Origin of the sequence: Bartonella senegalensis OS02, assembly GCF_000312545.1 — a bacterium.
GTDB lineage: Bacteria > Pseudomonadota > Alphaproteobacteria > Rhizobiales > Rhizobiaceae > Bartonella > Bartonella senegalensis.
In genome coordinates, this window is record NZ_HE997541.1 from 9,247 (window position 1) to 21,509 (window position 12,263).

Here is a 12,263-nt window from a genome sequence, read left to right on the forward strand (position 1 = left end):
GAAACGAATTGAACAGATCAATCAAGCGGTTGAAATCTTTTTAGCAGAAATAGAACAAGAGATGCAAAAGATTTTGACAAAAGCTGCTTGACGTTATGGGGGTGCTCTCTCCTCCCAGCACCCTCACCCCCCCATTTACATAATATAAAAAATAGAAAGGCAATGAGATGATATTTGATGATGGCGATAGATATGTAACAACCCGTGAATGTGCACAGCTTTTTAGTGTATCAACGACAACGATTCGTAATTGGGTGCTTCAAGGTGTATTTCCAGAGCCATATAAGCTAGGCAGAGCAGTAAGGTGGAGAAAAAAAGAGATTCTAGCTTTTACTCCAAAGAAAAATACGGAGCAAATAACAACAAATTAGGTAAAATTGTATAAACTACAAGAGGTGGACTAAAAGGTGGTCTTAAAAAAGAGAATTAAATAGAAAAACTATATATTTCAACGCCCTAAAAACAAAAAATGGTGCCCAAAAGAGGACTCGAACCTCCACGCCTTGCGGCACAGGTACCTGAAACCTGCGCGTCTACCAATTCCGCCATCTGGGCTTAAAATTCATCTAAGCTTGTGAGGAACTTCTGTCAATAAAATTATCCATGGTATCGTAAACATTGTCTTTTAGTACAGAACGTGGAAGCGTATTCATCCATATTAAGAAATACAATGTCATCGATAGCTGATTTTAGTTTTCTTGTGCATTACTGAAGTATGAAAGAGATAAAAATGAGTGAGATGCTCAGGACAGAACTTATTTGTAAAATTTATGAAGGAAAGTAAATAGGTGCTCACAATAGAAGCTTGCAAAGAGAAACCAATTTTATAACAGATCGGTGAAGATGAGTAAGCTTTATCTTTAGGTTAAGGAAGAAAGCAAAGAATTTATTTTCAAGATCAAAATTATCAGATTGAATTCTGTATTCAGTCACTGTGCTTTTAAAAATTTAAGGGGTAAGGATTGTCTTTGATGAAATTGTTGAATCCGAATTCAATGTATAAATCATGGGAATACCAGTCGCTAATTCTTGAGAGATGATTTCTTCACTGTTTAGGCCTTCAAGTGCCATGATAAGAGCACGAAGAGAGTTACCGTGTGCTGCGATTAAAACAGTTTGAGAGCGCAAAATATGTGGTTGAATATGGTGAAGATAATAAGGCCAAACGCGTGCACCGGTATCGCGAAGGCTTTCTCCATTAGGGGGGGCAATAGCATAGGAACGGCGCCATATTTGCACTTGCTGTTCCCCCCATTTTTGACGCACTTCATCTTTATTCAAACCAGAAAGATCACCATAATCCCGTTCATTCAATGTGGGGGTTTTTATCAGTTTTAAATCTGATTGTCCCATTTGTTCTAAGATGTACCGCGCTGTTTTTTGTGCACGCTGTAAGGCAGATGTATAAGCAATATCAAATTTCAAACCAGCTTCTTTAAGTTTTTTGCCTGCTGCTATTGCTTCGATACAGCCTTTTTCTGTTAAATCAGGATCTTTCCAACCGGTAAAAAAATTTTTGAGATTCCATTCACTTTGTCCATGACGGATGAGTACAAGTGTGCGTCCCATTATGAGTTTCCTATGTTATTTAAACTGTTTAAAATTCATGCATTCAGTCCCAAAACGTCAAGCATTGAATAAAGACCATTTTCCTGGTTTTTTGCCCATAGAGCTGCTTTTAATGCACCATTGGCAAAAATAGAACGTTCTTGTGCTATATGTGAAAGAACAATACGTTCATTTTCGCCGGCAAAAGTAACGCTATGATCACCAATAACTGTTCCACCTCGTGAACAGGTAAAGCCAATTGTGCCTTTTTCACGTTTTCCTGTATGGCCACTCCGTTCGTTGACACTCACATTTTTTAGCATAACATTGCGACCTTCTGCTGCTGCTTGCCCAAGAAGGAGAGCTGTTCCAGAAGGGGCATCAACTTTGTTCGCATGATGCATTTCATAAATCTCAATGTCAAAATCATCCTCTAATGTTTTTGCAGCTTTCTTTACAAGGTTGGCCAAGAGATTGACGCCAAGACTCATATTTCCGGATTTGACAATCGTTGTATATTTTGCACAGTCTGCAATTTCCATTTCTTCTGTTTTGCTAAATCCCGTTGTGCCAATAATATGGACAAGGCCTTTTTGAGCAGCATAGTTTGCGTAGAAAATACTGGCTTGTGGTTGAGAAAAATCTAAAATACCTTCAGTATTAGAAAAGGCGATTTCTGGATCATCAGTGATGCTGATCCCAAGAAAATCTGAACCAATCAATGTGCTTGCATCTTTGTTTACAAAAGATGATCCTTTCCGTACAAGCACAGCACAAAGCTCCACGTCTTTTCTACGTTGAATAGCTGTAATAAGTTCACGTCCCATTTTTCCATTCGCACCGACGACTGTAAGGCGCATATTTTTCTCCTTATGTCACTTTACCTTTTGTACTATAGGCAAATTCTTTCTTTCTTGCCAACGGTTCTTTATTCTATAGCAAAAAGTTGTTTCTTTAGTGATGTGAAGGGATTATCTGTTAATAAAAGTGCACGATGGGAAATATTTTCCTGCTTGTTGAGAGAGTCAATAATATGAATGTAGCTTAGTACATCTTTTAATAGGTATTCTGGAGAAGAGAGGATTATACATGGTGTGTACAAATGTATAAGATTCCATTGCTATAGAAGCATATTTCCTGTGTTGTTCAATATTGCTTTCACTTTTATTAGGGAGAGGTTCTTAGAAGTCGAGATCTGCATAATGAGGACTCGCTACAATCCCTCGGATGCGATCTGTTAAAAGAGGACGAAAAGAAGGGCGCGATTTAACCCGCATATACCAATCTTTAGCAGCAGGGGATTGTGCCCAGTCAATTTCACCCAGAAAATCAAGGACAGAAATAATTGCTGCTGCTGCTAGATCTGCATAGGAGAGTTCAGATCCAACTAACCAATCGCGAGAGGCACAGAGCCAATTGAGATAGTTCATATGTGGTAAAATATTGGCACGCGCATTGCGCAAAATTTGTGAATTGGGCGCGCCTCCACCAATGGCTAGCGGCATTTCACGTTTATAGATTCGTTCGCGTACAATGTGGCGCGTAGCTTCATTTTCAAATTTATTTAAAAACCAGTCGTTAAGACGGCGTACCTCAGCACGGTCTAAAGGATTTTCTGGAAAGAATTTTTTCTCTTGTCGTAAACTTCCGTATGTTTCATCTAAATATTCGTAGATAACAATGGCTCCTGATAATGGAATTTCTTGTTCAGTAAGAAGAACGGGAATAGTTCCAGCTGGATTAAGCGCAAGAAATTCGTGTCTTCTTGCCCATTCATGTTCTTCAATGAGTTGAGTGTTTATACTATATTCTCCAAGAATAAGACGTATAAAGCGGGAAGCAGAAGAAAGCGGGGAGTGAAAAAGTGTCAGCATAATCTACACTTTCAAATAGAGTTGATAGTAATTCTTTCAAGTAAAAAGAATTTTTATAAAGATGCTTTATTGAAACTACAAGATTATTAGCAGAAGCTAGTAATTAGGTTTAATAAACCGTTAAGAACAGGAAGGCGTTCTATAATGCGATCGTTTGTAAAATGGCAGTACGCAATTCTTCCAGACCCAGTGCTTTTTCTGAAGATGTTGCAAGAATTTCAGGATAAGCTGCTGGATGTTTGAGAAGTTTTGTTTTTGTGGTTATAACGAGTTGATCAAGAACGCTTGATTTTATTTTATCACTTTTGGTTAAAATAATTTGGTAAGAAACGGCTGCTTTATCAAGAAGATCTAAAACTTCTGCATCATTTTTTTTTATACCATGACGCGAGTCAATCAACACATAAACACGTTTTAGTGTTGTGCGTCCCCGTAAATAGCTAAAAATCAAATCTGTCCATGCCTCAACCAGATTTCTAGGCGCTTCGGCAAAACCATAGCCCGGCATATCCACTAGTGCTATAGGCGGGAGGTCTCCTGGTCGCCCACTGAAACCATCAGGTACAAAGTAATTAAGCTCTTGAGTGCGTCCTGGTGTATTTGAGGTTCGCGCTAAATTTTTTTGTCGGACAAGTGCGTTGATCAAAGATGATTTCCCTACATTGGAACGTCCGGCAAATGCAATTTCCGGTGGTCCTTCAGGGGGAAGAAAGCGCATTGTAGGGACACCGCGAATAAAAATCCAATTGCGAGAAAAAATTCCTGGAAGGGAAAAATCTGGTGTCATTCATTGCACTTCTTTTTTGGGTGATCTTCTCCACATGGCTTTAAGATTATTCAAAAGCTCAATTTTAACCCCTTGCCGTTTCATCATAATACCTTGCTGAATCATAGACAATATATTGTTCCATGCCCAATAGATAACCAGACCAACAGGGAAAGACGCAAGCATAAAGGTAAAAATGACTGGCATCCACGCGAAAATCATAGCTTGTGTTTGATCTTGAGGGGCGGGGTTCATACGCATTTGCAAGAACATCGTTATCCCCATGATCAAAGGCCATGCACCAAGCATAAAAAATGCAGGAACTGTATAAGGCAAAAGACCAAATAGGTTAAAAAGAGAAGTTGGATCCGGCGCTGCTAAATCTTGAATCCAACCAAAGAAAGGTGCATGCCGCATTTCGATAGTGATATACAAAACTTTATAAAGAGCAAAGAATATCGGAAATTGAACTAACATCGGCCAACAGCCCGCAAGAGGATTAATTTTTTGAGTTTTGTATAACTCTATTATTGCTTGTTGTTGTTTGGTTTTATCCTCTGGATATTTCTCTTTTATTTCCAGCAACATCGGTTGTATGATTTTCATACGCGCCATAGATTTATAGGATTTGTTTGCTAATGGAAAGAGAAGTGTTTTCAAGAGTACTGTAACAAGAAGAATGGCGATACCAAAATTGCCTGTTTGCTTATAAAGGATGTCAATAAGGGAAAACATCGGTTTGGTGATGAAATCAAACCAACCCCAATCGATTAAAAGAGCAAATTTCTTAATTTTTAGGTCATTTTGATAGTGATTAATAATTTCAACTTGTTTTGCACCGGCAAAAAGACGATTTGTAACAGTTTTTGTTTCATTTGGAGCAACTGTTAAAAGCGAACCAAGTAAGTCAGATTGATAATGCGTTTGTAGGCGATCAAAATAAATAAAGCGGCTTGTATATTCTTTATCCTGTGGGGGGATAACCGCTACAGCCCAATATTTATCGGTAATACCAATCCACCCTCCCATGACTTTAGAGAAGGTGATACTCTTTTGTCCACTATCGGGATTCGGATCAAGTTCTGCTAAGGTTTTATATTTTTCCGTTTTGAGCGAATCTCCTGCAATTCCTATCATGCCTTCATGGAGTAAATAGGTTGCATTTGTATGTTCTGGTGGAGCTGCTCGTGCAACCCGCGCATAGGATGAAAGATATATTGGTTTATCACTCTCATTTGTGACAGAATCCTCAATGGTAAACATGTAGTGATCATCAACAGAAAGAGTGCGACGAAAGGTTTGACCTTGTCCGTTATTGTAAATTAAAGTGACAGGCGTTGAAGGGGTGAGTGTTGTATTGCTCCCCTCTATTTGCCACCGTGTATCCGATTGTGGCAAGGCTTTTGTTGACAAGGATGAACTGGTAAAACCAAATTCAGCAAGATAGGTTTCTTTAAATCCTTTGGGGTTTAACAAAGTGATTTCCGACGATTCTTTATCCACTGTCAGGCGATATTTTTTAAGCAGAAGATCATCAAATTGTGCGCCAACTAGATTAATAGAACCTTCAAGTTCGCCAGTTTTTATGGCAATACGGTCTGTTTTGACCAATTCAGCATTACGAACTTCAGGGGTCATCGGGTGATTAGTGATAAGTGCTGATTCATGGACCGGTTCATTGTTAGAAAAATCTGCGGTGGAAGAAGAAACTGTTGACTGTTGTTTTGAAAGCTGTTGGGCGATTAATTGTTTTTGTTGTAACTCAGCCTGTTTGGGAGCAACATAAAAAAAATGCCATGCGATAAGCACTCCAAAAGACAATCCAATGGCGATAAAGAAATTCCTGTTATATTCCATTCGTATTACCCTGTTGCCGTTTCTGGCGTTTTGTTTTCGGTTTGATCCGCCGGCTTAATTCATTGATTAGAGACGTAAAAGGTGCATGAAGCGCATCAGGATGCGCTACAATGACATAGTCTGTCCCTGCTTCCATATCGTCTGTTAAACCAACTCTTACCGCTTCACGCAAGCGCCTTTTAATACGATTACGTTTGACAGCATTGCCATTTCTCCGTGTAACTGTGAATCCCACACGCGCAACAAGAGGAGATTTCATCTCTGCCGTCTGTTCCCTCGACTTAACTTCAAGCAGAAATAAGGGACCACGTCGTTTTTCTCCTGTACGTACAGCTAAAAAATCCGCTCTCTTGCGAATGCGGCAGGGATGTTTTTTCTTCATAAAAAGCATTTCGCAATTTTACTAAATGCCCGCAAAAGCAGGCATTGGAGGTTCAAAACGAAAGTTTCACAACGAAGAAATAACAAGGACTGTTCAACGGTTGTGAAAATTTAAATCTTTAAGCGGATAACCGCTTACGTCCACGTGCACGCCTTGCTGCAATAACTTTACGGCCACTCGCTGTTGCCATACGTGCACGAAACCCATGGCGGCGTTTACGGACAAGTTTAGAGGGTTGGTAAGTACGTTTCATTTATTTAAATACCGCGGAGTGCGGCCCTTCTTAGCTCTATGAGCAGTTATGTGCTAGATAAAAAACTAGTCCTATCATAAGACTGTTAACCCATAAGGAAAAACATAAAAAAAGTCAATCTTAGATTGTTTTTCTCTTTCTTGAGAAAATATAAAAAATTCTATGATGGATATTCATTTTGTTCATGATGCTTTCATAATTTAAGAAAAATAATGTGTGTTTGCAATAACGCGGTTGATTGTTCTCTCTTTTGTGTCACATGAATAATCAAGAATCACAGGTGAAAGAAGTGTGATTTGCTGTTGAATGATTATAATTCTCAGTGATGATAGTTATCAATAAAGTGTGCTTTAGGATAATTTAACCATAACGAGTTTGCTAAATCTTATAGAAAATTTGTAAAGTATTTGTACGATAAGCCTATTTAAGAGAAATTTATAGCAGATTTTGCATTTGAGCTTTTTAAATTTGAGATTGGTTTCGCATTTTAAAAAGAGATAAGGTATAAGAGATCTCCACTTTGTTAACGTTTATTAAAGTATGCAAAGTGTGAAATTTTAGATGATGAGTTTTAGGTGTTGTCCTATTGTTGTGTTCGTTGGCATTTGGAGAGAGAGGAAAGAGCGTGGTTTCTATCACAAGCGATGCTATTCGCAACGCGTTACATAAAGTCAAAGGACCGAATTTTGAAAGCGATATTGTATCCTTAGGGCTTCTTTCAGAAATATTGGTTGCTGATGGCAAAGTTTTCTTTTCCATTACAGTTCCTGATGGGCGTGTGCAAGAATGGGAATCGTTGCGCCGTTCTGCTGAAGCAGTGGTTTCTGCTCTAGAGGGTGTAGAATCTGTTATTGTCACACTCACAGCAGAAAAAAGACCAGAGGTGTCTTCTCCGCAGAGAGAGACAGTGTTTTCTGTACCAAAACACAGAGCAAGTGGTTTGCCTGTAAAAATGCCGATAGAAGGTGTACGGCATGTGGTTGCGGTTGCTTCTGGAAAGGGGGGGGTTGGTAAATCTACAATGGCAATGAATATCGCTTTAGCTTTACAAGATTCTGGTTTTAAAACGGGTTTGATGGATGCAGATATTTATGGTCCTTCTTTGCCACGTTTGACAGGACTTGTTAACCAAAAACCACAGTGTATTGATGGGAAAAAGCTGCATCCTCTTGAAAAATTCGGCCTTAAATTGATGTCGATGGGATTTTTGGTAAAGGAAGAAAAGCCGGTGGTCTGGCGTGGTCCCATGGTGATGGCTGCTGTAACGCAATTGCTCAGAGATGTTTTATGGGGACCTCTTGACGTTTTGCTAGTTGATATGCCTCCAGGTACAGGGGATGCCCAATTGACTCTTGCTCAACAAGTGCAGTTGACGGGGGCACTGATTGTTTCTACTCCGCAGGATCTTGCTTTGGTTGATGCTCGTAAAGCCATAGAAATGTTCATGAAAGTCGATGTTCCCATTTTAGGACTTATTGAGAATATGAGTTATTTTATTGCTCCTGATACAGGGAAACGCTACGATATTTTTGGTTATGGTGGTACGCGTGCAGAAGCGGAATGCCGTGGAGTGCCTTTCTTAGCAGAAGTGCCGCTTGATGCAGCTTTACGCTCTTCTTCAGATGAAGGCATCCCTATTTTTGCTGCTAAGTCTGATGGCGAACATGCTAAGCTTTATCGTACGATCGTTGATCAAATAAAAAACAAATTGTTTTAAATGGAGATTTCTAAAGAGGGAGGTGCTAAAAGACAATGATTTAAAACACCAAGCGCTGTTGTGTTGGTGCTTTTTGTCTGAGATCTCGTCAATTATTCTTAGATAACATATTCTAAAGTTAAATAAATGCAAAATCGTTCATGCAATTGGATGACTTAAGGGGGGTGGATCATATAAATTGTATAGATAATGCAGTGAGATAAAGAAAAAGAGAGATTAGTCTTCCTGTCAAAAAGTCAAGGAAAAATATATAGAAAATGAGAGCAGTTTAGACAAAATTGTTTAAGCGGTAAAAGATTTTTCCAAAGGATGATTTTAAAGTAGCCAATGAAAGAAAAGAGCACTGTATTTTAAGTTATTTATAAAATAAACAGCACCTAGGTGTCCATAAAATGTTTTTCTCTATAAAATTACTGGATATCCATCAGAGTTTTGCAAAGTTTTTTAGGAGTCTTTTAAAATTTAAGAATTCTCATGGTGCGTTTATACTTTTCAACTATGATGTAAGTCGTTGTTTGTGTTGCTAAAAGGAGCGATTCATTTTTGCTGGGGGTGATATTTTTTAAACCCGATAAATAAGGTAGATTTGAAAAAAGCTTGGTTATAGGCATGCTTTGGAACATTTAGCCTTAACAGGGTGGAATAAGCGGGAGAAGGGATGGGTAAAATTGTTTTTTTGGCTTTTAAAGGAGGTTTTGTGGCAAGTTATGGGGGGATGATAAGGGCTTTGGTTCTATTAGAAATTCATGCTACTGGAAGCAATAATGATGCTCAAAATAGGTTATAATGCCAAGAAAGGCATTGGACTTTGAGGATATCACCTTATTGCAGTGTGTATCATTCGACAGTTGATCTTTTGAGGCTGGTAAAGAACTTTTTAGCGGATATAGCTTGATCAGGGGTAGAGCTTGTGGTTACAAGCTGAGGAGAAGTTATTTGATTATGAAAGAAAAGCATGCGTGAAAAAGCGTATTTTATAGGTGCTCATGCTTATTCTGCACCGGTCATAGAATCAGCGCTTTATCTTGTAGCAACGCCTATTGGAAATCTTGCAGATATCACTCTTCGTGCTTTGCAAGTGCTTGCAGGAGTTGATATTCTCGCTTGTGAGGATACACGAGTGACACGTGTTTTGTTGGAACGTTATGCTATTGAGAAAAAAACCTTCCTTTATCATGAATATAATGCACAAAAGGCAGGACCGAAGTTACTGAAAGCTTTAGCAGAAAATAAAAGTGTGGCGCTTGTATCAGATGCTGGGACACCACTCATTTCTGATCCTGGGTTTCGACTGGTAGAAGAAGCACGCAAGGCTGGTCATAAAATCGTTCCAATTCCTGGCGCATCAGCTCTTTTAGCTGCTCTTGTTGCGACGGGGCTGCCTACCGATAGTTTTTTCTTTGCAGGTTTTTTGAGTGCACGAAAAGCGCAACGTCAAAAGCGCCTAGAACAATTAAAAGCCATTCCCGCAACGTTGGTTTTTTATGAATCACCTCATCGTCTTGTTGAGACTTTACAGGATATGGTTGCTCTTTTTTCGGCAGATCGTCCTGCGGCCATTTGTCGTGAATTAACAAAAAAGTTTGAAACAGTTGATGTTTCCAATTTAGGGAATTTGCTAGAAAATTACAGCAAACAGGTGCATATTCGTGGAGAAATTGTTGTGCTTGTTGGACAGGCTCTTTCTTCTTTGGAAATGATGAGTGATCAAGAAATTGATGCAATGTTGTTAGAATTGTCTGGTGCGCATTCTGCGGCTCAGACGGCTGCTTTGGTGGCAAAGAAAACCGGCTTAAAAAAACAAAAACTTTTTCAGCGGTTGAATTTTTTAAAAGACACGTAAAACAATGGGGAAAACGATACAAAAAAAGCGTAGGCAGGAGTCTTTCTATCGAGGTATTCGTGCAGAAAAATGGGCAGCTTGGTGGCTACGACTCAAAGGCTTTTACATTGCTGAGATTCGTTTTAAAACGAAATGTGGTGAAATTGATTTAATTGCGCGACGTGGAAATCTTGTTTTAATCGTTGAGGTCAAATCACGTTCAACATTGGCTGAAGCAATGGTTGCTGTTTCGCGGGTGAATGAGAAGCGCATTGAGGCAGCAGCCGATATTTGGTTGGCACGACAAAAAGATCGTGCTCTTTTATGTGTGCGCTTCGACCTGATTGCTATTTTACCATGGCGTTGGCCGCAGCATATTCCAGCATTTTTTACATCTGATAAATAAGAGTTTCTCTATTGTTTGAACCATGATAGATGAAAAGTCTGTCGTTTATACACATGAGTTAGAAAAAATGCGTAATAATTTTGGCGCTATGAGGAGCGAAAGATGGATGATTATGAAAAATTTGCAACGGGCTTGTTGATTGTTTTTGGAGCGCTGATTATTGGTGGTTTAATGGCAATGCATATTGTGCTCATGAATAAACAAGGTTTTTTGTTTGCATTAGCGGCTGCGGTTGTTGGTTGGTTTTCTGCTTTTGCAGTTCTCTTTGATAAGCCGAAAATCTACTTGGCATTAATTATTCTTGCTATGCTTTGTGTTGCCTCTTCAATTAGTGCTTATGTAAGTTAAAATAGCAAAGCGTTGGTTGAGTTTGCTTGAAAATTCTGAGAACGAGGAGTGAAAATGAAAATTGGCTTTTTGGGAACAGGTACAATCAGTGCTGCAATGGTTGATGGTTTAATGAGAAGTGCTTTTGATGTTTCTTCCATTATTCTCTCACCACGCAATGCGCGGCGAGCAGAGCATCTTGCGCACACTTATGATAAGGTTATGATCGCTGAAAATAATCAAGCGTTGCTTGATGTTAGTGAGAGTGTTTTTCTCTGTCTTCCCAACCAAATTGCAGAAGAGGTCTTGCGTTCTCTTCGTTTTCGTTCAGAACAGCTTGTTGTTTCTGTACTTGCCATGGCAAAAGTGGCAGAAGTTGAAGAGTGGATCAACCATAAGGTTTATCGTGCTGTTCCACTTCCTTTTGTGTCAGAATGTAAAAATTTAACGCCAATTTATCCTGATCATTCCTTTTTACGCAAGCTATTTGATGCGTTGGGTGGCACATTGGTGTTGGATGCGGAGGAACAGTTTAATCTTTTTATGACTGCTGGTTCACTTATGGGGGTTTATTTTAATTTTATAGAAACAGCGCATCAATGGTTTATAAAACAGGGGTTAAAAAACCAGCAATCAGCAGATTTTCTGGCTATGATGTTTGCGAATCTGACCGATGAAATGCGCAAAATTATAGCTGCGGATGGTTCTACACCCCTCGATTTTGCAATGCTTGAGAAGGAGTTTTCAACAAAGGGGGGGACAAATGAACTTTTGTCACACTGTTTTTCTCGCCAAGGGGGGGAAACTGCTTTAACTATGGCTCTTGAGACTACTTTGCAAAAAATAAACGCGCCGTTTACACATTAAAATTTTCGATCAAAATTTGCAAAATAATAGTTGAGTCAAAATTTGCTTTCTGATTTTAGAAGAGCTATATCATAGCGTCTGTTTCAACGCTCCTTGAACACAAGATCTATAAAATTGTCTGTTCTCTATGTTTTCAGAGTAAGCAGAGTGATATTCAGAATTTTTCTACAGTAATAAGTTGATTTATAAAGATAATTCATTATTTACAGCCTACATGAGAATATTGAATACAGCAAGATTTTCTTATTTCAATTCCTTTTACTGTGAATCAAAAAAGCCTTTGCTTGTACGGTTATAAGAGAGATCAATGTAGGAATAAAAATCTTTGAAAGTGTAAATATGCTTCTTATGGATCGGTGCTCTGCAAAATGGGGGAAAACTATTTTGAACGGGTAATCACACACTTTATTGCATTAAAATACTTAAGAGATTTTAGTGATGTCA

The 12,263-nt window shown here is 38.8% G+C and carries 14 protein-coding genes, 1 tRNA gene and 1 pseudogene; 8 read left to right on the top strand and 8 right to left on the bottom strand.

What is annotated here, in order from left to right; translation table 11 throughout:
* Together BN200_RS09675 and BN200_RS04570 are read left to right on the top strand one after the other, a co-directional pair.
* Positions 1-91, top strand: a pseudogene (locus BN200_RS09675) (lambda exonuclease family protein); the annotation flags it as partial.
* A 76-nt stretch (positions 92-167) separates the two neighbouring features.
* Positions 168-371: a helix-turn-helix transcriptional regulator gene (locus BN200_RS04570; protein ID WP_019221337.1), complete on the top strand. Its 204-nt coding sequence runs from the start codon at positions 168-170 to the stop codon at positions 369-371.
* Between the two features lie 99 nt (positions 372-470).
* On the opposite strand, the gene BN200_RS04575 is transcribed toward BN200_RS04570, so the two are convergent.
* The 8 genes from BN200_RS04575 to rpmH form a co-directional block, all read right to left on the bottom strand.
* A tRNA-Leu gene (locus tag BN200_RS04575) sits at positions 471-555 on the bottom strand.
* A 393-nt stretch (positions 556-948) separates the two neighbouring features.
* Entirely contained in the window at positions 949-1,569 is a 621-nt protein-coding gene (locus BN200_RS04580; RefSeq protein WP_019221338.1) for a 2,3-bisphosphoglycerate-dependent phosphoglycerate mutase, read from the bottom strand.
* A gap of 35 nt (positions 1,570-1,604) precedes the next feature.
* The gene (gene dapB / locus BN200_RS04585; RefSeq protein ID WP_019221339.1) at positions 1,605-2,408 is read right to left on the bottom strand and encodes a 4-hydroxy-tetrahydrodipicolinate reductase; all 804 of its coding nucleotides are present in this window, start codon (positions 2,406-2,408) and stop codon (positions 1,605-1,607) included.
* Positions 2,409-2,729: 321 nt separating this feature from the next.
* Positions 2,730-3,422: a glutathione S-transferase family protein gene (locus tag BN200_RS04590; protein WP_019221340.1), complete on the bottom strand. Its 693-nt coding sequence runs from the start codon at positions 3,420-3,422 to the stop codon at positions 2,730-2,732.
* A 139-nt stretch (positions 3,423-3,561) separates the two neighbouring features.
* Positions 3,562-4,209 (bottom strand): ribosome biogenesis GTP-binding protein YihA/YsxC, encoded by a 648-nt coding sequence (gene yihA, locus BN200_RS04595; RefSeq protein WP_019221341.1) that lies wholly within the window; start codon positions 4,207-4,209, stop codon positions 3,562-3,564.
* On the bottom strand, positions 4,210-6,045 hold the full coding sequence (gene yidC / locus BN200_RS04600) for a membrane protein insertase YidC (RefSeq protein ID WP_019221342.1): 1,836 nt from the start codon (positions 6,043-6,045) through the stop codon (positions 4,210-4,212). It abuts the gene before it with no gap.
* Positions 6,035-6,427 carry a ribonuclease P protein component gene (gene rnpA, locus BN200_RS04605; protein ID WP_034989122.1) on the bottom strand — a complete coding sequence of 131 codons (393 nt, stop codon included), beginning with the start codon at positions 6,425-6,427 and terminating at the stop codon, positions 6,035-6,037. The genes yidC and rnpA overlap by 11 nt, the downstream gene beginning before the upstream one ends.
* A 118-nt stretch (positions 6,428-6,545) precedes the next feature.
* Positions 6,546-6,680: a 50S ribosomal protein L34 gene (gene rpmH / locus BN200_RS04610; RefSeq protein ID WP_011181069.1), complete on the bottom strand. Its 135-nt coding sequence runs from the start codon at positions 6,678-6,680 to the stop codon at positions 6,546-6,548.
* 625 nt (positions 6,681-7,305) lie between these two features.
* Here rpmH and BN200_RS04615 point away from each other — a divergent pair.
* From BN200_RS04615 to BN200_RS04635, 6 genes are all read left to right on the top strand, one after another.
* On the top strand, positions 7,306-8,397 hold the full coding sequence (locus BN200_RS04615) for an Mrp/NBP35 family ATP-binding protein (protein ID WP_019221344.1): 1,092 nt from the start codon (positions 7,306-7,308) through the stop codon (positions 8,395-8,397).
* 658 nt (positions 8,398-9,055) lie between these two features.
* Positions 9,056-9,184 (top strand): hypothetical protein, encoded by a 129-nt coding sequence (locus BN200_RS09905; protein WP_019221345.1) that lies wholly within the window; start codon positions 9,056-9,058, stop codon positions 9,182-9,184.
* Positions 9,185-9,352: 168 nt separating this feature from the next.
* Positions 9,353-10,240 carry a 16S rRNA (cytidine(1402)-2'-O)-methyltransferase gene (rsmI, locus tag BN200_RS04620; protein WP_019221346.1) on the top strand — a complete coding sequence of 296 codons (888 nt, stop codon included), beginning with the start codon at positions 9,353-9,355 and terminating at the stop codon, positions 10,238-10,240.
* A 16-nt stretch (positions 10,241-10,256) separates the two neighbouring features.
* The gene (locus tag BN200_RS04625; RefSeq protein ID WP_195886764.1) at positions 10,257-10,625 is read left to right on the top strand and encodes a YraN family protein; all 369 of its coding nucleotides are present in this window, start codon (positions 10,257-10,259) and stop codon (positions 10,623-10,625) included.
* Between the two features lie 102 nt (positions 10,626-10,727).
* A complete protein-coding gene (locus BN200_RS04630) occupies positions 10,728-10,973 on the top strand; it encodes a hypothetical protein (protein WP_019221348.1) in 246 nt (81 codons plus the stop codon).
* Positions 10,974-11,027: 54 nt separating this feature from the next.
* Positions 11,028-11,819, top strand: coding sequence for a pyrroline-5-carboxylate reductase (locus BN200_RS04635; RefSeq protein WP_019221349.1), 792 nt, complete (start codon positions 11,028-11,030; stop codon positions 11,817-11,819).
* Positions 11,820-12,263 lie beyond the last annotated feature (444 nt).